Source organism: Bradyrhizobium sp. 187 (assembly GCF_023101005.1).
GTDB lineage: Bacteria > Pseudomonadota > Alphaproteobacteria > Rhizobiales > Xanthobacteraceae > Bradyrhizobium > Bradyrhizobium canariense_D.
This window is the reverse complement of the sequence record NZ_CP064693.1, coordinates 411,614-431,367: the sequence shown is the minus strand read 5'-3', so window position 1 is coordinate 431,367 and position 19,754 is coordinate 411,614. Positions and strand designations below refer to the sequence as shown.

Annotated in this window: 17 protein-coding genes; 12 read left to right on the top strand and 5 right to left on the bottom strand. The window is 64.6% G+C overall.

Features of this window, described 5'->3' with window-relative positions:
- Window positions 1-218: 218 nt before the first annotated feature.
- Genes IVB19_RS02025 through IVB19_RS02015 form a run of 3 tightly spaced genes read left to right on the top strand, consistent with a single transcriptional unit; the run spans window position 219 to window position 3,295 of the window.
- Window positions 219-1,283, top strand: coding sequence for an acyl-CoA dehydrogenase family protein (locus IVB19_RS02025; RefSeq protein WP_247820925.1), 1,065 nt, complete (start codon window positions 219-221; stop codon window positions 1,281-1,283).
- A 17-nt stretch (window positions 1,284-1,300) separates the two neighbouring features.
- On the top strand, window positions 1,301-2,461 hold the full coding sequence (locus IVB19_RS02020; protein ID WP_085351673.1) for an acyl-CoA dehydrogenase family protein: 1,161 nt from the start codon (window positions 1,301-1,303) through the stop codon (window positions 2,459-2,461).
- A gap of 15 nt (window positions 2,462-2,476) precedes the next feature.
- Window positions 2,477-3,295, top strand: a complete 819-nt coding sequence (locus IVB19_RS02015) for an enoyl-CoA hydratase/isomerase family protein (protein ID WP_204512777.1) — start codon at window positions 2,477-2,479, stop codon at window positions 3,293-3,295.
- 101 nt (window positions 3,296-3,396) lie between these two features.
- Here IVB19_RS02015 and IVB19_RS02010 read toward each other — a convergent pair whose 3' ends face one another.
- The 4 genes from IVB19_RS02010 to IVB19_RS01995 form a co-directional block, all read right to left on the bottom strand.
- Window positions 3,397-5,565: an acetate--CoA ligase family protein gene (locus IVB19_RS02010; protein ID WP_247820924.1), complete on the bottom strand. Its 2,169-nt coding sequence runs from the start codon at window positions 5,563-5,565 to the stop codon at window positions 3,397-3,399.
- 136 nt (window positions 5,566-5,701) lie between these two features.
- On the bottom strand, window positions 5,702-6,454 hold the full coding sequence (locus IVB19_RS02005; protein ID WP_247364519.1) for a VOC family protein: 753 nt from the start codon (window positions 6,452-6,454) through the stop codon (window positions 5,702-5,704).
- Window positions 6,455-6,456: 2 nt separating this feature from the next.
- Window positions 6,457-7,248, bottom strand: coding sequence for an enoyl-CoA hydratase (locus IVB19_RS02000; protein WP_247360837.1), 792 nt, complete (start codon window positions 7,246-7,248; stop codon window positions 6,457-6,459).
- A gap of 134 nt (window positions 7,249-7,382) precedes the next feature.
- The gene (locus IVB19_RS01995; RefSeq protein WP_018452962.1) at window positions 7,383-8,588 is read right to left on the bottom strand and encodes an ABC transporter substrate-binding protein; all 1,206 of its coding nucleotides are present in this window, start codon (window positions 8,586-8,588) and stop codon (window positions 7,383-7,385) included.
- Window positions 8,589-8,842: 254 nt separating this feature from the next.
- Here IVB19_RS01995 and IVB19_RS01990 point away from each other — a divergent pair, with 254 nt between their 5' ends.
- Together IVB19_RS01990 and IVB19_RS01985 are read left to right on the top strand one after the other, a co-directional pair.
- On the top strand, window positions 8,843-9,682 hold the full coding sequence (locus IVB19_RS01990) for a thermonuclease family protein (RefSeq protein WP_085351626.1): 840 nt from the start codon (window positions 8,843-8,845) through the stop codon (window positions 9,680-9,682).
- Window positions 9,683-9,816: 134 nt separating this feature from the next.
- Complete coding sequence (locus IVB19_RS01985) at window positions 9,817-11,208, top strand: M48 family metalloprotease (RefSeq protein WP_240544076.1); 1,392 nt, start codon at window positions 9,817-9,819, stop codon at window positions 11,206-11,208.
- A gap of 122 nt (window positions 11,209-11,330) precedes the next feature.
- On the opposite strand, the gene IVB19_RS01980 is transcribed toward IVB19_RS01985, so the two are convergent.
- Window positions 11,331-12,656, bottom strand: a complete 1,326-nt coding sequence (locus IVB19_RS01980) for an MFS transporter (protein WP_085351627.1) — start codon at window positions 12,654-12,656, stop codon at window positions 11,331-11,333.
- A gap of 181 nt (window positions 12,657-12,837) precedes the next feature.
- Between IVB19_RS01980 and cyoA the strand changes: the two genes are divergently transcribed.
- From cyoA to IVB19_RS01945, 7 genes are read left to right on the top strand one after another with little or no spacing between them, the layout of a single operon-like run.
- Entirely contained in the window at window positions 12,838-13,998 is a 1,161-nt protein-coding gene (gene cyoA / locus IVB19_RS01975) for a ubiquinol oxidase subunit II (protein ID WP_027567955.1), read from the top strand.
- A gap of 11 nt (window positions 13,999-14,009) precedes the next feature.
- Window positions 14,010-16,007 (top strand): cytochrome o ubiquinol oxidase subunit I, encoded by a 1,998-nt coding sequence (gene cyoB, locus IVB19_RS01970; protein WP_018452957.1) that lies wholly within the window; start codon window positions 14,010-14,012, stop codon window positions 16,005-16,007.
- A complete protein-coding gene (gene cyoC, locus IVB19_RS01965) occupies window positions 16,008-16,637 on the top strand; it encodes a cytochrome o ubiquinol oxidase subunit III (RefSeq protein ID WP_085351629.1) in 630 nt (209 codons plus the stop codon).
- Window positions 16,634-17,020, top strand: coding sequence for a cytochrome o ubiquinol oxidase subunit IV (gene cyoD / locus IVB19_RS01960; protein WP_085351630.1), 387 nt, complete (start codon window positions 16,634-16,636; stop codon window positions 17,018-17,020). The genes cyoC and cyoD overlap by 4 nt, the downstream gene beginning before the upstream one ends.
- Window positions 17,017-17,877 carry an SURF1 family protein gene (locus IVB19_RS01955; protein ID WP_247360833.1) on the top strand — a complete coding sequence of 287 codons (861 nt, stop codon included), beginning with the start codon at window positions 17,017-17,019 and terminating at the stop codon, window positions 17,875-17,877. The genes cyoD and IVB19_RS01955 overlap by 4 nt, the downstream gene beginning before the upstream one ends.
- On the top strand, window positions 17,849-19,228 hold the full coding sequence (locus tag IVB19_RS01950) for an ATP-binding protein (RefSeq protein WP_247360832.1): 1,380 nt from the start codon (window positions 17,849-17,851) through the stop codon (window positions 19,226-19,228). The genes IVB19_RS01955 and IVB19_RS01950 overlap by 29 nt, the downstream gene beginning before the upstream one ends.
- Complete coding sequence (locus IVB19_RS01945; protein ID WP_018452952.1) at window positions 19,218-19,751, top strand: response regulator transcription factor; 534 nt, start codon at window positions 19,218-19,220, stop codon at window positions 19,749-19,751. The genes IVB19_RS01950 and IVB19_RS01945 overlap by 11 nt, the downstream gene beginning before the upstream one ends.
- The last annotated feature ends 3 nt before the right edge of the window (window positions 19,752-19,754 follow it).

Here is a 19,754-nt window from a genome sequence, read left to right as displayed (position 1 = left end):
TTGAGTATCGACGTTCTGTTTAGCGAGTTTGCCGCGCCCTGCAAATCGAGCAAACTCCGCTAAGCGGAATTAGCTCATCGCCCATGCCCGCGCCGCAGGTTGACCTGCGATCAGCGCTTGTCAGGGCCATGGCTTTTTTGGATCATCGGGCGCAAGAAGAACCTGCGCGCCCGCCCCACTGGGGCCGGATGCGCCAATGGCAAAACACGGGGAACGCTGTGGCGGAGAGTGACAATATCGTCGTCGAGACCGCGGAGAAAATCTTCGCCGATCTCGCCGATCCGCAGACCGTCAACAACGACAAGAAGGATTCGTGGCAGGCGCCGCTGTGGCAGGCGCTGAGCGAGGCCGGCCTGCCGCTGGCCTGGGTGCCCGACGATCTCGGCGGCTCCGGCGCGAGTCTGGCCGACGGCTTTGCGCTGCTGAACGCGGCCGGCCGTTTCGCAGTCGCGGTTCCCCTGGCCGAGACCATGCTGGCCGGCTGGCTGCTGGCGCAGGCGAAGATCGCTTCCCCGGAGGGGGAGATGACGGTGCTGCCGGCGTCGCCCAAGGATCGCATCACCCGCGATGCCGATGGTGCGCTCTCCGGCCGCGCCCGCGGCGTGCCCTTCGCAAAGGCGGCAAAGCACTTCGCACTGCTGGCCCACGGCAAGGACGGCGTCTCGGTCGCGCTGGTCGATGCGAGCAAGGGTCGGATCGAGACCGGACTCAATGTCGGCTACGACCACAGCGACACCGTCACGCTCGACAAGGTCCAGCCCGTCACCATCAAGCCCGCCCCGAGCGGCTTTGACCAGACCACAATGATGCTGATGGGCGGCGTCGCGCGTAGCCTTCAGATCGCGGGCGCGCTGGAATCGATGCTCGACATCTCCGTGCGCTATTCCAACGAGCGCGTCGCCTTCGAGAAGAAAATCTCCAAATTCCAGGCGGTGCAGCACAATCTCGCCCGCCTCGCCGGCGAGTCGGCTGCTGCGCTTGCGGCTGCGACTTCCGCGGCCGACGCCATCGCCAACGCAAAGTCGTTCGATGACGCGGTCTATCTCGAAGCCGCCTCCGCAAAGATCCGCTGCGCGGAAGCTGCGGAAAAGGGCGGCGCCATTGCGCACCAGGTCCATGGCGCGATCGGCTTCACCCTGGAGCACATCCTGCACCGCTATTCGCTGCGGGCGCTTGCCTGGCGCGACGATTTCGGTTCGGAAAGCCACTGGGCCGTCGAGCTCGGCAAGCTCATTGCCAACCGCGGCGCCGACGAATTGTGGCCGCTCGTGGCTTCGCGCTGATCAGGGACGAGACAACAATGACCGCTGCCCTCCGTTTCGATCCGATCCGCCTGCCCGAGAAATGCGAGCAATTGCGCAAGGAAGTACGCGCCTTCCTCGCGGAGGAAATCGCCGCCGGTACCTTCGATCCGCACAAGCCCAACCGCGAAGACACCGACGCGCCGGAATTCTCCCGCCGGGTCGGCGCCAAGGGTTGGCTCGGCATGACATGGCCGAAAAAATATGGCGGACAGGAGCGCTCGTTCCTCGAACGTTACGTGGTGACGGAGGAGATGCGCGTCGCCAACGCGCCGACGCGGCGCTTCTTCGTCGCCGATCGCCAGAGCGGGCCGGTGCTGCTGAAATACGCCCCAGAGCACATCAAGATGGACATCCTGCCGCGCATCTGCCGCGGCGAGATCTGCTTCGCGATCGGCATGAGCGAACCGAACTCCGGCTCGGACCTGTTTGCCGCGAAGACCCGCGCGACCAAGACCGACGGCGGCTATCTCATCAATGGCACCAAGATCTGGACCTCGTCGGCGCATATCGCCGACTACATGATCGCGATCTTCCGGACGTCGCAGCCGACCAAGGAAAACCGACGTCACGGCCTGACCCAGTTTCTGGTCAAGATGAAGCAGCCGGGCATCCAGGTGAACCCGATCGGCCAGATCACCGGCCAGTACGAGTTCAACGAGGTCGTGTTCACCGACTTCTTCGTGCCCGACGATCACGTGCTCGGCGAAGTCGACGGCGCCTGGAAGCAGGCGACGAGCGAGCTTGCCTACGAGCGTTCGGGCCCCGAGCGCTTTCTGGAGACCTATTACGTGCTGACCGAGCTGGTTCGCGCCGTTGGTCCCAATCCGGATACGCGCAGTGCCGAAGGGATCGGCCGGCTGGTGGCGCAGCTCCACACCATGCGGCGCATGTCGGTCTCGGTCGCGGGCATGCTGCAAGCCGGCAAGGAGCCCGTCGTCGAAGCCTCCATCGTCAAGGACATCGGCACGGTGTGGGAGCAGCAGCTGCCGCACCGCGTGCGCGATCTCGCCGCCTTCGTCGAGGAGACCGCGACCAACCGCGAGACGCTGGAGCGGCAGCTCGACTTCGCCATCAAGACCGCACCGAAACTCACCATCCAGGGCGGCACCACCGAGGTGCTGCGCGGCATCATCGCCCGCGGGCTTGGCTTGCGCTAATCATTCGAGGACATCATGAGCACCTATAAAGATATCGGCGTCGAAACAGTTGGTCACGTCGGCACCATCGAGATCCGCCGCCCGCCGCTCAACTTCTTCGACATTTCGCTGATCAACCAGATCGCGGACGCACTCGACGAGTTCGATCGCGACATCGAGATTCGCGCCTCGGTGCTATCGGCCCAGGGCAAGGCGTTTTGCGCCGGCGCCAATTTCCAGGACCCGGCACGACAGGCGCAAGAGGCGCGCGAAGCCGATAAGACGGCCAAGGGCGATCCGGCCGACAGCCTCGGGGCGATCAATCATCTCTACATCCAGGCCGTGCGCATCTTCCGCGCCAAGAAGCCGATCGTCGCGGCCGTGCAGGGCGCCGCCATCGGCGGCGGACTGGGCCTCGCGGTCTCGGCGGACTTCCGGGTCACCTGCCCCGAAGCGCGCTTCTCCGCGAACTTTACAAAGCTCGGCTTTCATCCCGGCTTCGGCCTGACTGTGACGCTGCCCGAGCTGATCGGAAAGAACAACGCCGAGCTGATGTTCTACACCAGCCGCCGCGTCACCGGTGAAGAGGCCTTCAAATGGGGCCTCGCCAACGAGCTGGTGCCGCAGGACCAGGTCAAGGCGGCCGCACTGAAGCTCGCCGGTGAAATCGCCGAATGCTCCCCGCTCGGCCTCGTCTCCACCCGCGCCACGATGCGCGCTGGCCTCGCCGATCGCGTGATGGCCGCGACCAATCACGAGCTCGAGGAGCAGACCCGACTGCGCGCCACGGAAGACTTCAAGGAAGGCGTGAAGGCCACGGAAGAGCGGCGGGTCGCGAATTTCAGGGGGCGGTAGGTCCTTTCTTCCTTCTCCCCTTATGGGAGAAGGTGGCGCGAAGCGCCGGATGAGGGGTTGTCTCCGCAAGCCATTCTCTTGCGCTTGTGGAGAGAGACCCCTCACCCGTCTCGCCGCTTCGCGGCGAGCCACCCTCTCCCACAAGGGGAGAGGGATGATCTCCGCCCCACCACCAGCGCGTCCACGATCGTCACGCCCTGCCCTTCCGCGTGCACCAGCACCGGGTTGAGCTCGATCTCCGCGATCTCCTCTGCATGTTGCGCGGCAAGCACGGAAATGTCCGCGATCAACTGCGACACCGCCGCAACATCCGCCATCGCCGCCCCGCGAAATCCCGTCAGCAGCGGCGCGGCTTTCAAGCGCGCCAGCATCGTGCCGGCTTCTTCTGCGCTGACCGGCGCCGGGCGGTAGACGACGTCGCGGAACAATTCGGTCGTGATGCCGCCAAGGCCCACCATCACCATCGGCCCGAACGTCGCGTCTGTCATGGTGCCGATGATGATCTCGACACCCTGCTTCGCCATCGGGCAGACCAGCACGCCCTGAATGGCCGCCTCAGGCCTGTGCTGGCGCACATTGTTGAGCAGCGCCTCGAACGCCAGAAACGCTTCGCCCTTTGTGGTGATATTGACGCGCACGCCGCCGACCTCGCTCTTGTGCGCGATGTCCGGCGACTGGATCTTCAGCACCAGCGGAAAGCCGACGCGGGCGACGGCATCATCGAGCTCGCCCTTGTCCTTCACCAGCACTTCATCCGGCAGCGCGATGCCGGCGGCGCGGAGCAATGTCTTGCTGTCGGCTTCCGAGAGCGCAGGCGATTTCAGCTGTGCTGAGATGTCCCGCGCGGGGACTTGCGCCCCGTCCGCGGGCCTCTGCAGCTCGAAGGTGGCATAATCGACGAGCTGCCGCATCGCGACGCCGACATAAGTGAGGCCGGAGAGCACCACGACGCCGGATTTGGCAAGCTCGCGCCTCGCGAAATCGGACGGTACCGTGTAGGAATAGAACACCACCGACTTGTGCTGCGCGGCCAGCACCGGCGTCAGCTCGGCTTCCTTGAAGGGCTTCCGGACGTCGCTCGACAGCGACAGCACGATCAGGATTGCGTCGATCTCGTCCGACGCGGTGAGCACATCGACGCTCTTTTGCAAGCCGCCCGAGGTCACGCCCTGCGCCGTGACGTCGATCGGGTTGCGCGCGGTGCCGTAGGACGGCATCAGCGCGCTGATCTCCGCCTGGACTTTTTCGGAGAGCTCCGGCACCTGCAAGCCTTGCAGCGCCACGGCATCGGCGCCCCAGATGCCGGCGCCGCCGGAGACGGTGACCACGGCGACGCGATCGCCTTTCGGCAACGGATTGCTCGCAAGCACAGCTGCGATCGTCAGCGCCTCGTCGAGATCGTTGGAGACGATGAAGCCATATTTGGCGAACACCGCGTCGTAGGCCGCCGACCATCCGGCCATGCTCGCGGTGTGCGAGGCGGCCGCGCGCATCCCGGCGCCGGAGCGGCCGACCTTCGTGACGATGACAGGCTTTTTCAGTTCGGCGGCGCGCCGCGCTGCCGCGAGAAACTTGTCGACGTCGCGAATGCCTTCGATGAACAGCAGGATCACGTCCGTTGAAGCGTCCTGCACCATGTAATCCAGAAACTCGCCGGCCCCGAGATCGGATTCGTTGCCGGCACTGACGACATAGCTCACGGCAATGCCGAGCGCACTGGCGCGGTGATAATACGCAAAGCCGATGCCGCCGCTCTGCGCCACGATGCCGATCCGCTTCGTCGTGGCGACCAGCGGCACCACGCTCGGCTTGACGTCCACGGCGGGACTGAACGTCGCCGCCACGCGCTGCTTCTGGCTGAAAAAGCCTTCGGCATTCGGACCGGAAATCCGCATGCCGGTGCGCCTCGCCAGCGCCGCGATCGCGTCCTGCATCGCCGCGCTCTCCCCGCCCTCCTCGGCGAAGCCGGAGGAGATGATAACAGCGTTCTTCACGCCGGCGGCGGCGCATTGTTCGAGCGCGGCGAGCACCGCGCGGGCGGGGATGAGGATGATTGCGAGATCGACCGGCGCGCCGATGTCGGTGATCGATTTGTAGCAAATGAGGCCGTCGATCTCGGCGTAGTTCGGGTTCACCGGATAGATTTTTCCGGGATACTCGTTCTTGCGCAACATCGACAGCAGGCGCCCCGGAATCTTCTCGTGATCGCGCGAAGCACCGATCAGCGCGATGCTGGCGGGTGCAAAGAAGCTGTCGAGCGGATGCGGCATGTGCAGATTCCAATTGTCGGTCTGGCGCTACCCCCGTCATGGCCGGGCCTGTCTCGCCTGCGCGGCCGAAGCCGCTTCGGCCGCGCAGGCGGGACAGGCCTGGGCATGACGACACAACGAGAACTAGCGCAAGTGGTCAAGCAGCGAGCCGAAATGTCACGCCGCTCAGCAGAAACTCATTGCCCGCCACCGCGAGCCCCTTGGCCTTGGCGGCATGCAGCACCTGGGCCACATCTGTCACCTGAAACTCCAGCGCGCTCATGATTTCGCTGGCGCCCTTCACGAACCGGAAGGTCGCGTTGGTCAGCTTCAGTTCGACATCGCCACTCGGCGCCACGCCGATGAGCTTGCCCCAATGCTCGGCCAGCCCTTGCGGGTCCGGGCTCTGTATTTCCACGCTCGTCAACGCCTGCGTCACGTCCTTGCGGATGAATTTATGCCAGTCTGGCCCCGCTGGCGGATAAGGCCCCAAAATGTCGTCGCTGCCTTCGGTGTGGTTGAACTCGATGAAGGCGGCGCGGCAGTCGCGGGGATGCAGCTGCACGCCATGATAGGGCGCGTGGTCGATGACGTTGGCGGTGCGCACGCCCAGCGCGTTGGCGTTACGACCGCGCTCGTCGGGATCGTTGCAGCAGAAGATCGCCATGTAGCCGCCGCGCCCGCCGCTCTTCTCGATGAAGCGGCCGGCGGTGGTGCCGTCCTTGAACGGCGCGACCACCTCCAGCAGGATCGTGTCGACCGGCAGCAGCGCATTCTCCAGGCCGTATTTCGCGACGTTGCCGTCGCGATAGCAGACAGCGAGGCCCATGATATCAGCGATGTCAGAGATCACGGGCGCGAGCTGCGGCGCAACCAGGCAGATCTGCCGCAACCGCATATAGGGCGCCATCGTCATGCGCCCTTGAAGGTCGGCTTGCGCTTCTCGACAAACGCCTTTGCGGCCTCCTTGTGATCCTCGGTATCGCTGCAGCGGGTGTGGTGGATCGCCTCACCGTCGAAGCAATCTTCCAGCGCGAGATGCTCGGCATTGTTGATGTTGCGCTTGATGAAGCCGAGCGCGATCGACGGACCCTGCGCCAGCGACAGCGCGAGCTCGTGCGCGGCCGCGTCGATCTCGGCGTCAGGCACGACCTTGGTCACCATGCCGATCGCATGAGCCTCCTTCGCGGTCAGCACCGGCGAGGTCAGATAGAGCTCGCGCGCCCGCGCGCTGCCGAGCAGCTGGGTGAGGAAATAGGTGCCGCCGTAATCGCCGGAGAAGCCGACTTTTGCGAAGGCGGTGGTGATCTTGCAGGATTCGGAGGCGACGCGGAGGTCGCACGACAGCGCCATCGACAGACCCGCGCCGGCCGCCGCGCCATCGAGCTGCGCCACCACGGGTTTTGGCATCTGGTGCAGGATGCGCGACACCTCCATGCCGCGGCGCAGGTTCGCCATCTTTACTTCAAACGGGAGCGGCGCGCGGCCCTCCGCCATCGACTTGACGTCGCCGCCGACGCAGAAGGAGCCGCCCGCGCCCTTGAACAAGACCGCGCGCACCTCCGGATCATCCGCCGCGCGCCGTGCCGCCACGACCAGCCCGGCGACCATGTCCGGGTTGAGCGCGTTCTTCCGCTCGGGCCGGTTCATGGTGATGGTGAGCAGCCCGCCTTCGAGCTTCTGCAGGACCATGTCGTTGCTCATGGGACGTCTCCCTTGTTGTTGTTTGCTTCGGTCTATCGACGCTCGTCATTGCGAGCGAAGCGAAGCAATCCAGAGATGTTTCCGCGGAGACAGTCTGGATTGCTTCGTCGCTTCGTTCCTCGCAATGACGGTGTTTATTTCTTCACCAACGGGCAGCGCGACTGCTCCAGCGACTGGAACGCCTCGCTGCCGGGCACGGTGGCGAGCAGCTTGTAGTCGTCCCAGCGGCCCTTGGATTCCGACGGCTTCTTGACCTCGAACAGGTACATGTCGTGCAGCATGCGGCCGTCCTCGCGGATCTTGCCGTTCTTGGCGAAGAAGTCGTTGATCGGCGTCTCCTTCATCACTTTCATCACCGTCGCAGCGTCGGTCGTGCCGGCTGCCTTCACCGCTTTCAGATAGTGAGTCACGGACGAATAGACACCAGCTTGCGCCGAGGTCGGCGGCCGCTTCATACGCTCCTGGAAGCGCTTCGAGAACGCGCGGGTGTCATCGTTGAGATCCCAGTAGAAGGCTTCCGCCAGCAACAGGCCCTGCGCGGTCTCGAGTCCGATGGAGTCGATATCGGTCACGAAGGCGAGCAGCGGCGAGACCTTCTGGCCGCCCTTGGTGATGCCGAACTCGGCCGCCTGCTTGATGGCGTTGACGGTGTCGCCGCCGGCGTTCGCAAGCCCGATCACCTTGGCTTTCGAGGCCTGGGCCTGCAGCAGGAACGACGAGAAATCCGACGTGTTGAGGGGATGGCGCACGCTGCCGAGCACCTTGCCTCCGGTTTTGGTCACGACGGCGCTGGTGTCCTTTTCCAGATCCTGGCCGAAGGCGTAGTCGGCGGTGAGGAAGTACCAAGTGTCGAGGCCCGACTTCACGGCCGCAAGGCCGGTCACATTGGCCTGACCGTAGGTGTCGAACACGTAGTGAATGGTATAGGGACCGCAGGCCTCGTTGGTGAGGCGGATCGAGCCCGGGCCGTTGAACATGATGATCTTGTTGCGCGCTTTCGCGATCTCGCCGGCGGCGAGCGCGGTCGCGGAGGCCGCGACGTCATAGATCATTTCGACGCCCTGATTGTCGAGCATGTCGCGGGCGATATTGGCGGAGAGATCGGCCTTGTTCTGATGGTCGGCAGCCAGCACCTGGATCTTGCGGCCGAGCACCTCACCGCCAAAGTCCTCCACGGCCATCTTGGCCGCGGTCTCGCTGCCGGGGCCGGTGATGTCGGCATACAGGCTCGACATGTCGAGGATGCCGCCGATCTTCAGTGGCGGCTTGTCCTGGGCCTGCACGGCGCTCGCGCTCAGCGCCAACGCAGCGGCAAAAATGCCCGACAAAACATGCTTCATCGAAAAGACCTCCCTTATCGCGCCGTACTCTGATGGCGGCTTGGTTATTGCTGTTACCGCAATCATGCCGCATGCGCGACAGCGCAGCAAGCGCACGGGACGATGCAGATGAACGATCAACACGCGCTTTCCGCAAAGCGGAATGACGAGATGCGGAAGAGTGCCTCCGCCGTCATTGCGAGCGCAGCGAAGCAATCCAGGATCTTTCCTCGGAGGGACTCTGGATTGCTTCCCTGCGCTCGCAATGACGGAGTATGAACAAACAGTCTTCGCGCCCCACCGCGCTTGAGTTATGGTTGGAGCGCAACGCAACCTTTCCGGGCAACGTGACGCGACTGCTTCATCTCATCGTCGCATGTCTTCTGGTCGCGGCTCGCGGTGCGTCCGCCACGCCGTGCCAGTTCGAGTCCCAGGGCGAAGGCCGCGTCACCGCGATCGATGCGCGCAGTCTGCGTCTCGATGACGGCCGGGAAATCCGCTTGACCGGCATCGAGCCGACCGCGACCACGAAGCAGGCGCTGACGACGCTGCTCGTCGGTCGCGACGTTATTTTGCGCAGCGCCGACGACACGCCCGACCGCTATGGCCGCCAGGGCGCGCTGGTCTTTGTCGGCGAGAGCGGCATCTCCGTGCAGGCGACGCTCCTCGCCCAGGGCGACGCCATCGTCTCCGCCGAGATCGCCGATAAGGACTGCGCGGCCGCCCTGATGGCGGCGGAGGCCGAGGCGAGGCGCCAAAAAAAGGGCAGCTGGGCTGACCTGTCGGCCATAAAAAACGCGGAAAGTCCGGACGATATTTTGGCGGGGATCGGGCGTTTTGTGGTGGTCGAGGGCAAAGTCCTGTCGGTCCGGCAAGCTGGGGCAATGACCTACCTCAACTTCGGACGAAACTGGACACGCGGCTTCGCCGTGACTATTTCAAAGCGCATGATACCCGCGTTCGAAAGCGCCGGGATCGCCCTTAAGTCTCTGGAAAATAAGCGTATTCGTGTCCGGGGCTGGGCTGAGGGGAATACGGGGCCGCGTATCGATGTACGCCTCGTGGGACAAATCGAGTTGCTGGGCGCAAACGAGCCGACAGGGGTAAGGCCCTAAAAAGGGCCAGGCACGGGTTAAGCGACGTGAATGGGGTGCTAGGACGGCACGGACGAGGTGAACGCCGCCGCCTGCGGGCAGCGCCGGCTGCGCTATGCCTCGTGCTGGGTTCAGCCCTCGCCGGTTGCGGCGATATGGGCCGGTTCCAGACCACGGCGGCGCCCCCGACCGTCGCAATGCCCAAGCCGAAGCCGGCCGTCGCGCAGACCCCCGCCACCGAAAAGGAGCACGAGCGCATCCTGGCGAGCTACGGCGGCACATATGACGACCCCAGGCTCGAATCGCTCGTCACCAAGACCGTCGACCGCCTGGTCGCAGCGTCCGACCGCCCCGATCAGGGTTACAGGGTCACGATCCTCAATTCCGGCGCGGTGAACGCCTTCGCGCTGCCGAACGGCCAGCTCTATGTCACGCGCGGTCTTCTTGCGCTGGCGAGCGATACGTCGGAATTGTCCTCCGTGCTCAGCCACGAGATGGCGCATGTGCTGTCCAAGCACGCCGCGATGCGCGAGGACCAGGCCCGCCAGGCCGCGATCGTCACCCGCGTCGTCACCGACATGAGCAACGATCCCGATCTCACCGCGCTGGCGCTCGCCAAGACCAAGCTGACCATGGCGAGCTTTTCGCGCAATCAGGAGTTCGAGGCCGACGGCGTCGGCGTCGGCATCTCCGCCAAGGCCCATTTCGATCCTTATGGTGCTGCACGCTTTCTCTCGGCGATGGAGCGCAATGCCGAGCTGAAGGTCGGCAAGACCTCACTCGATCCGCGCGCGCAGGATTTCACCTCGTCGCATCCGGCAACGCCCGAGCGCGTGCAGAACGCGCAGACCATCGCGCGGCAATACGCAGCGCCAGAGGGCGGCGAGCGCGACCGCGAGACGTATCTCGCCGCGATCGACAATCTCGTCTACGGCGAAGACCCAAGCGAAGGTTTTGTCCGCGGCCGGCGCTTCCTGCATCCGAAGCTCGGTTTCACCTTCCAGGCGCCGGACAATTTTACGCTCGACAATACCGCGCAGGCCGTGATCGGCGTGCGCGACGGCGGCTCGCAGGCGATGCGTTTCGATGTCGTGCGGGTGCCGGCCGAACAGTCGCTGGGCGATTACCTGAATTCCGGCTGGATGGAGGGCGTCGAGAAAGCCTCCACCGAGGACATCACCATCAACGGTTTCCCGGCTGCGTCCGCCACCGCCAAGGGCGACCAGTGGCAGTTCAAGGTCTATGCGCTGCGCTTCGGCAGCGACGTCTACCGCTTCATCTTCGCGGCACGGCAGAAGTCGACCGAGAGCGAGCGCAATGCGCGCGAGACCGTCGGTTCATTCCGCCGCCTGACGCTCGAAGAGATCCAGGCCGCGCGCCCGCTGCGCATCAAGGTCATCACCGTGCAGCCCGGCGACACCGTGGAATCGCTCTCCCACCGCATGGCCGGCGTCGATCATCCGGCCGAGCGTTTTCGCGTGCTCAACGGGCTCGATCGCAACGCGCAGGTGAAGGTGCGCGATCGTGTGAAGGTCGTGGCGGATTGACGTACTGCAAACTGCCCTAGGGTGGGCAAAGCGAAGCGTGCCCACCATACCCGATAAGGATCGTTGAAAGATGGTGGGCACGGCGCTTACGCGCCTTTGCCCACCCTACGAGCTCCGCCCGATCAGCGGCCCGCGTCCATATCGCCGGCCTCGCGCTGGCCGCTGAGCCAGAGCGCGAGCAAGGTCCAGAACGCGCCTGACAGCAGGTACGCACCCGAGGCGATGACGCCGAGATTGGTCGCAAGCAACAGAGCGACCAGCGGTGCAAAGCCGGCGCCGAACAGCCAGGCCATGTCGGAGGTCAGTGCCGAGGCCGTGTAGCGATACGCCTGCTTGAAGTTCGAGGCGATCGCACCCGAGGACTGGCCGAACGACAGGCCGAGCAGGATGAAGCCGATCACCATGTAGATGGTCTCGCCGAACGCGCCGGCATCGAGCAGCTGCGGGGCAAAGCCGCTGTAGATCGCGATCGCGATCGCCGATCCCATCAGCAGCGACTTGCGGCCGACGCGATCGGCGATGACGCCGGAGAGCACGATCGCGCCGACGCCGAACACGGCGGCGACGATCTCGATGATCAGGAAGCGCACCGGGCTTTCGCGGGTGAACAGGAACACCCAGGACAGCGGAAACACCGTGACCATGTGGAACAGCGCGAAGCTCGCCAGCGGCGCAAACGCACCGAGCATGATGTTCTGGCCTTCGCGCGCCACAGTCTCGGAGATGCGCGAGGGTTGCAATTCGCGGGTCTCGAACAGCGAGGCATATTCTTCCGTCGTCACCATGCGCAGGCGCGCGAACAGCGCCACGACGTTGATGGCGAAGGCGACGAAGAACGGATAGCGCCAGCCCCAATCGAAGAAATCGTCGGCCGACAGATTCCCGGCGAAATAGGCGAACAGCCCGCTCGCCACGATCAGACCAAGCGGCGCACCAAGCTGCGGCACCATCGCGTACCAGCCGCGCTTTGAAGGCGGCGCGTTCAGCGCCAGCAGCGAGGCCATGCCGTCCCAGGCGCCGCCCCAGGCCAGACCCTGTGCGATGCGCGCCAGCGCCAGCAGCCAGATCGCGGCAGCGCCGATCTCGTGATAGCCGGGCAGGAACGCGATCGCGACGGTGGCGGTGCCGAGCAGGAACAGCGCCGAGATCAGCTTGGCCGTCTTGCCGTACTCGCGGTCGACCGTCATGAAAATGACGGTGCCGATCGGCCGCGCCATGAAGGCCAGCGCGAAGATCATGAAGGAATAGAGGGTGCCGGTCAGTTCGCTCGTGAACGGGAAGACCAGGCGCGGGAACACGATCACCGAGGCGATCGCGAAAACGAAGAAGTCGAAGAATTCCGAGGTGCGGCCGATGATGACGCCGATGGCGATCTCGCCGGGACTGGCCTGATCATGGCCGTGCTCGCCCGAGTGGTCTGCCATTGCGGGGGTCTGTGCCATCGCCATTCGCGCGCCCTTAACGTCCTGAAAACCAAAGCCGACCGCCCGGCGAGGTGCCAGGCAATCTAGCCCTGTCTGGCGCAACATCCCGCACTGCAACATTGGACAAATTGTCCAATGTCCGGATTGCTGCGCCGCAGCTACCCCTTGGTCCGCAAAAGAAACTCATTCTCATAAGGCTCGGCCCGTGTCCCGTTTCAAGATCCTGGCGCTGCTACCCCTGGCGGTTGCGCTCAGCGGCTGCAACTACGTCGTGCTGGCGCCGGCCGGCGATATCGCAGCGCAACAGCGCGACCTCGTCATCATCTCCACCGTCCTAATGCTCCTGATTGTCGTGCCCGTGATGGCGCTGACGGTGCTGTTCGCCTGGCGCTACCGCCAGTCCAACACCGACGCCCGTTACGAGCCGGAATGGGACCACTCGACCAGCCTCGAGCTGGTGATCTGGTCGGCGCCGCTTCTGATCATTGTTTGCCTTGGCGCGCTGACCTGGATGGGCACGCACCTGCTCGACCCCTATCGCACGCTCGGCCGCATCCATGCCGACCGCGCAGTCGACCAGTCCAAGGCCCCGCTCGAGGTCGACGTCGTCGCGCTCGACTGGAAGTGGCTCTTTATCTATCCGGATTACGGCATCGCCACCGTCAACGATCTGGCAGCTCCGGTCGATCGTCCGATCAACTTCCGCATCACCGCGTCCTCGGTGATGAACTCGTTCTACATCCCCGCGCTGGCCGGCCAGATCTACGCAATGCCGGGCATGGAGACCAAGCTCCACGCCGTCGTGAACCACGCCGGCACCTACCGGGGCTTTTCGGCGAACTACAGCGGGGCCGGCTTCTCCGGCATGCACTTCAACTTCCAGGGTCTCGACGACAAGGGCTTTGACGCCTGGATCGCCAGCGCCAAGTCCGGCGGCGGCTCGCTCGGCCGCGCCGAATATCTCCAGCTCGAAAAGCCCAGCCAGAACGAGCCGGTGCGGCGCTACGGTACCGTGGATTCCGATCTCTACCGCCTGATCCTCAACATGTGCGTCGAAACCGGCAAGATGTGCCAGAGCGAGATGATGGCGATCGACGCCAAGGGGGGCCTCGGCCATGAGGGTCTGAACAACACCCTGCCGCTGGCCTACGACAAGTACGCCCGCCGCGGCACCGCGCTTGGGCCGGAGCCGACTTTCGTCGCCGGCACCTGCACGCCCGATGCGCCGCAGGGCAGGACCACCGCTTCCATCACGGCACCTGTCGACACCGCGCCGCTGCTCGGCGCCGGCCTGAAGCGGCCGAGTTTCACGCCGCTGAAGTCCTCGTCCTTCTTCCTCGGACAACGTCCGAAGTCAGATTCGTAAAGAGATCCCGCATGTCTCCTGATCTTCTCAAGCTCATCTTCGGCCGGCTCACCTTCGAATCGCTGCCGCTGCACGAGCCGATCGTCGTCGGCACGTTTGCCGTGGTGGCGACCGGCGGCCTCATCATGCTCGCCGGCCTGACCTATTTCCGCGTCTGGGGTTATCTCTGGAGCGAGTGGTTCACCAGCGTCGACCACAAGCGCATCGGCATCATGTACATGATCCTCGGCATCGTGATGCTGCTGCGCGGCTTCGCCGACGCGCTGATGATGCGGTTGCAGCAGGCGCTCGCCTTCGGCGGCTCGGAGGGCTATCTCAACGCCCATCACTACGACCAGGTCTTCACCGCCCACGGCGTGATCATGATCTTCTTCGTGGCGATGCCGCTGGTCACCGGCCTGATGAACTTCGTCGTGCCGCTCCAGATCGGCGCGCGCGACGTGTCGTTCCCGTTCCTGAACAATTTCAGCTTCTGGATGACGGTCGGCGGCGCGGTGCTGGTGATGGCCTCGCTGTTCATCGGCGAATTCGCCCGCACCGGCTGGCTCGCTTATCCGCCGCTGTCGAACATCGGCTACAGTCCGGATGTCGGCGTCGACTATTACATATGGGGGCTACAGGTCGCGGGCGTCGGAACGACACTGTCCGGCATCAACCTGATCTGCACCATCGTCAAGCTGCGGTGCCCCGGCATGACCATGATGCGGATGCCGGTGTTCACCTGGACCGCGCTCTGCACCAACGTGCTGATCGTCGCTTCCTTCCCGGTTCTGACCGTCGTGCTCGCGCTGCTCTCGCTCGATCGCTACGTCGGCACCAACTTCTTCACGAACGATTTCGGCGGCAGCCCGATGATGTACGTGAACCTGATCTGGATCTGGGGTCATCCCGAGGTCTACATCCTGGTTCTCCCCGCCTTCGGCATCTTCTCGGAAGTGACCTCGACCTTCTCGGGCAAGCGGCTGTTCGGCTACACCTCGATGGTCTACGCCACGGTGGTCATCACCATCCTGTCGTACCTAGTCTGGCTGCACCACTTCTTCACGATGGGGTCGGGCGCCAGCGTCAACTCCTTCTTCGGCATCACCACGATGATCATCTCGATCCCGACGGGCGCGAAGATGTTCAACTGGCTATTCACGATGTATCGCGGCCGCATCCGCTTCGAGCTGCCGATGATGTGGACGATCGCGTTCATGCTGACCTTCGTGCTCGGCGGCATGACCGGCGTGCTGCTCGCGGTGCCGCCGGCCGACTTCGTCCTGCACAACAGCCTGTTCCTGATCGCGCACTTCCACAACGTAATCATCGGCGGCGTCGTGTTCGGCGCGTTCGCCGGTATCGGCTACTGGTTCCCGAAGGCGTTCGGCTTCAAGCTCGACCCGTTCTGGGGCAAGCTGTCGTTCTGGTTCTGGGTCACGGGCTTCTACCTCGCTTTCATGCCGCTCTATGTGCTCGGACTGATGGGCGTGACCCGCCGGCTCCGTGTGTTCGACGACCCGAGCCTGCAGATCTGGTTCATCGTCGCCGGCATTGGCGCCTTCCTGGTCTTCCTTGGCATTCTCTCGATGCTGATGCAGTTCGCCGTCAGCTTCCTCAGGCGCGAGCAGCTCAAGGACGTCACCGGCGATCCCTGGGACGCGCGCACGCTGGAATGGGCGACCTCCTCGCCGCCGCCGGCCTACAACTTCGCCTTCACCCCCGTCGCTCACGACAACGACGCGTGGTGGGACATGAAGAAGCGCGGTTATCAGCGCCCGCTCACCGGGTTCAAGCCGATCCACATGCCGAGCAGCACCGGCACCGGCATCATCCTCGCCGGCTTCGCCACCGCGATGGGATTCGGCCTGATCTGGTACATCTGGTGGCTGGCGGCCGCGAGCTTCATCGCGATGCTCGCCGTCGGCATCGGTCACACCTTCAACTATCACCGCGATTTCGATATTCCGGCCGAGGACGTCATCCGGGCCGAAGACGCGCGCACCAAGCTGCTCGCCGGAGCCAAGTAAATGACTGTCGCTGTCAATCCCACGCAAACCGGCGAGCCGGTCTTCTACCTCGCCGACGAACACCCGCATCCGGAAGGCTACAGCACCTCGCTCGGCTTCTGGATCTATCTGATGAGCGACTGTCTCATCTTCGCGATCCTGTTCGCCACTTTCGGCGTGCTCGGCAGCAATTACGCCGCCGGCCCGGCGCCGAAGGATCTGTTCGAGCTGCCGCTGGTCGCGGTCAACACCTCGATGCTACTGCTGTCGTCGATCACGTATGGTTTTGCCATGCTGACGATGCAGCAGAACAAGATCGCGCAGACCCAGATCTGGCTGGCGATCACCGGCCTGTTCGGAGCCGCATTCATCGGCATCGAGCTGTCCGAGTTCGCCCACATGATCCATGAGGGCGCGACGCCGCAGCGTAGTGCTTTCCTGTCCGCCTTCTTCACCCTGGTCGGCACCCATGGCCTGCACGTCAGCTGTGGCCTGATCTGGCTGGTGACCCTGATGGTGCAGGTCTGGAAGTTCGGCCTGATCGAGGCCAATCGCCGCCGCCTGATGTGCCTGTCGATGTTCTGGCACTTCCTGGACGTGGTCTGGATCGGCGTCTTCACCTTCGTCTATCTCCTGGGAGTTCTGCGATGAACACCGATACTCACGCCGCCCACGCGGACGATCATCATCACGGCGACAGCCACGCCAATGCCCACGGCTCGTTCTCGACCTATATGCTCGGCTTCGTGCTCTCGGTCGTGCTCACCGCGATCCCGTTCTGGCTGGTGATGAGCGGCGCGCTTCCGAGCAAGCAGATCACCGCGCTGGTGATCATGGCCTTCGCGGTCGTGCAGATCATCGTGCACATGATCTACTTCCTGCACATGAACACGACGTCAGAGAACGGCTGGAGCATGATGGCGCTGATCTTCACCATCGTCATGGTGGTGATCGCCCTGTCGGGTTCGCTGTGGGTGATGAACCACCTCAACAGCAACATGATGCCGATCCACCAGATGACCGGGATGAAATGAACGAGACCCGGACCGTGACGAGCGAGGCAAACGGGACGCGCAGCAACGCAGCGCGCCCGCCCTTGTGGCTCACGATCCTCTCGCTCACGGCCTTTGCGCTTCTGATCGCGCTCGGCGTCTGGCAGATCGAGCGCCGCGCCTGGAAGCTGGCGCTGATCGATCGCGTCGAGCAGCGCGTTCATGCCCCGGCCCAGCCGATCCCCTCGCCGGCGGCATGGCCGACCGTCTCCGCCGCGAACGACGAATACAGGCACGTCAGCGTCTCCGGCCATTTCCTGCATGACCGCGAGACGCTGGTTCAGGCCGTCACCGAAGAAGGCCCGGGCTATTGGGTGCTGACGCCGCTCAGGCGCGACGACGGCACGCTGGTCCTGGTCAACCGCGGCTTGGTGCCGCCCGAGCGGCGCGACGCCTCGACGCGCCGGGACGGCAATCCGCAAGGCCAGGTCGAGATCACCGGCCTGTTGCGCGTGACGGAGCCAAAAGGCGGATTCCTCAGGACCAACGTGCCTGAGCACAATCGCTGGTACTCGCGGGATGTCACCGCGATTGCGGCGGCACGCGGCCTCGACCACGTCGCGCCCTTCTTCGTCGATGCCGACGCTCGATCACAATCCGGCAACGGCCCAATCGGCGGATTGACCGTGATCAGCTTTCCCAATAACCACCTGATCTACGCGCTGACGTGGTTTGCCCTGGCGTTCATGCTGGCCGGCAGACTTTTCGTCACATTCGGCGGCGGGCTGTTCCGCCGCAAGGAGCCCTGGAGCGGCTTCGTCCACGAAGCGGCCGGCGGCCCCGATGCTGTCGCCCGCAGGACGGGATCAGATGCTGGAACGATCGGCGAGCCCACCTGACGACGGACGAACGCATGGCGCCGTCACGCTGCAATCGCAGGCGGACGCGCGCAGCGAGCTGATCGGCACAGCGCCAACCGACGACGAGACCAACCGCAAGAACATGGCGCTGCTGATCCAGCTGCGCTGGACCGCAGTGGTCGGCCAGATCGTGACCATCGGCGGCGTGCATGTGTGGCTCGGCATTCCCCTGCCCCTCACCCGCATGGGGGCGGTAATCGGCGCCCTGATATTTCTCAACATCTCCAGCCTGGTTTGGGTGCGCCATCGCGCCGCGATCACCAACAATGAGTTGCTGGTCGCCCTGATGCTGGACGTCGCCGCGCTGACCGCGCAGCTTTACCTCAGCGGCGGCGCCACCAATCCCTTCACCTCGCTGTTCCTGCTCCAGGTGACGCTGGGCGCGGTGCTGCTCGATGGCCGCTCGACCTGGTCGCTGGTCGCCTTGACCTGCGCGAGCTTCGTCTGGCTGACCGTCGCCTACCGACCGCTCGATCTGCCGCCGAACCCGCTGAGCGAGACCTACACCCTCACGGTTACCGGCATGCTGCTGGGCTTCGTGCTCAACGCCGTGCTGCTGGTGGTGTTCGTCACCCGCATCAACAGGAATTTGCGCGAGCGCGACGCGCATCTGGCGGCGCTGCGCCAGCATGCCGCCGAGCAGGATCATATCGTGCGCATGGGCCTGCTCGCCTCCGGCGCGGCTCACGAGCTCGGCACGCCGCTCGCCTCGCTCTCGGTCATCCTCGGCGACTGGCGCCGCATGCCCGACCTCGCCGCCGATCAGGAGCTGGCCGAGGACCTCGAGGAGATGGAGACCTCGCTGCAACGCTGCAAGTCGATCGTGACAGGCATTCTGGTGTCGGCGGGCGAAGCCCGCGGCGAGGGATCGTCGCCGACGACGGTGGCGGCTTTCGTCACCGCGCTCGTGGAAGAGTGGCGCGACGCGCGCTCGGCGCGCACGTTGTATTTCGTCAACACTTTCGGCGAAGACGTCGCAATCGTCTCGGACGTCGCGCTGAAGCAGGTGATCTTCAACGTGCTCGACAACGCCTACGAGGTCTCGCGCGACTGGGTCGAGCTCGTTGCCGGGCGCGAGGGCGATCATCTCGTGCTGTCGATCAGCGATCGCGGCCCCGGCTTTGCGCCGGAGATGCTGGCACAGCTCGGAAAGCCCTATCAATCGAGCAAGGGCCGCGCCGGCGGCGGGCTCGGCCTGTTCCTGGTGGTGAACGTGGTGCGCAAGTTAGGGGGCAGCGTGACCGCCGAGAACCACAGGAAGCGCGGCGCTACGGTCCGCCTCACGCTGCCGCTCGCAACGCTCGCGATCGGAGGCAGCTTTGACGCCTGATCGTTCGCTCGTCGTCGTCGAGGACGATGCCGGCTTCGCCCGCACCCTGAAGCGTTCGTTCGAGCGCCGCGACTACGAGGTCGTGCTCGCCGCCTCGATCGAGGACGTGCGGAAAGTCCTGGAGGAGCGATCGTTCGGCTATGCCGTCGTCGACCTCAAGCTCGGCGGCGCCTCGGGACTGGCCTGCGTGGAGCTCTTGCACACGCACGATCCGGAGATGCTGATCGTGGTGCTGACGGGCTTTGCCAGCATCTCCACCGCCGTCGAGGCCATCAAGCTCGGCGCATGCCACTATCTGGCAAAGCCGTCGAACACCGACGACATCGAGGCCGCCTTCAACAAGGCCGCAGGCAATGCCGAGGTCGCGCTCGACGCCCGGCCGACATCGATTAAGACGCTGGAGTGGGAACGCATCCACCAGACCCTGATCGAAACCGATTTCAACATCTCGGAAGCCGCAAGGCGGCTCGGGATGCATCGGCGGACGCTGGCGCGGAAGCTCGAGAAGCGGCCGGTGAAGTGAGGA

Coding starts and splice junctions, on each gene's coding strand:
- IVB19_RS02020 (WP_085351673.1), top strand. CDS start 1,301: ATGACCGCTGCCCTCCGTTTCGATCCGATCCGCCTGCCCGAGAAATGC.
- IVB19_RS02015 (WP_204512777.1), top strand. CDS start 2,477: ATGAGCACCTATAAAGATATCGGCGTCGAAACAGTTGGTCACGTCGGC.
- IVB19_RS02010 (WP_247820924.1), bottom strand. CDS start 5,565: ATGCCGCATCCGCTCGACAGCTTCTTTGCACCCGCCAGCATCGCGCTG.
- IVB19_RS02005 (WP_247364519.1), bottom strand. CDS start 6,454: ATGGCGCCCTATATGCGGTTGCGGCAGATCTGCCTGGTTGCGCCGCAG.
- IVB19_RS02000 (WP_247360837.1), bottom strand. CDS start 7,248: ATGAGCAACGACATGGTCCTGCAGAAGCTCGAAGGCGGGCTGCTCACC.
- IVB19_RS01995 (WP_018452962.1), bottom strand. CDS start 8,588: ATGAAGCATGTTTTGTCGGGCATTTTTGCCGCTGCGTTGGCGCTGAGC.
- IVB19_RS01990 (WP_085351626.1), top strand. CDS start 8,843: ATGAACAAACAGTCTTCGCGCCCCACCGCGCTTGAGTTATGGTTGGAG.
- IVB19_RS01985 (WP_240544076.1), top strand. CDS start 9,817: ATGGGCCGGTTCCAGACCACGGCGGCGCCCCCGACCGTCGCAATGCCC.
- IVB19_RS01980 (WP_085351627.1), bottom strand. CDS start 12,656: ATGGCGATGGCACAGACCCCCGCAATGGCAGACCACTCGGGCGAGCAC.
- cyoB (WP_018452957.1), top strand. CDS start 14,010: ATGTCTCCTGATCTTCTCAAGCTCATCTTCGGCCGGCTCACCTTCGAA.
- cyoC (WP_085351629.1), top strand. CDS start 16,008: ATGACTGTCGCTGTCAATCCCACGCAAACCGGCGAGCCGGTCTTCTAC.
- cyoD (WP_085351630.1), top strand. CDS start 16,634: ATGAACACCGATACTCACGCCGCCCACGCGGACGATCATCATCACGGC.
- IVB19_RS01955 (WP_247360833.1), top strand. CDS start 17,017: ATGAACGAGACCCGGACCGTGACGAGCGAGGCAAACGGGACGCGCAGC.
- IVB19_RS01950 (WP_247360832.1), top strand. CDS start 17,849: ATGCTGGAACGATCGGCGAGCCCACCTGACGACGGACGAACGCATGGC.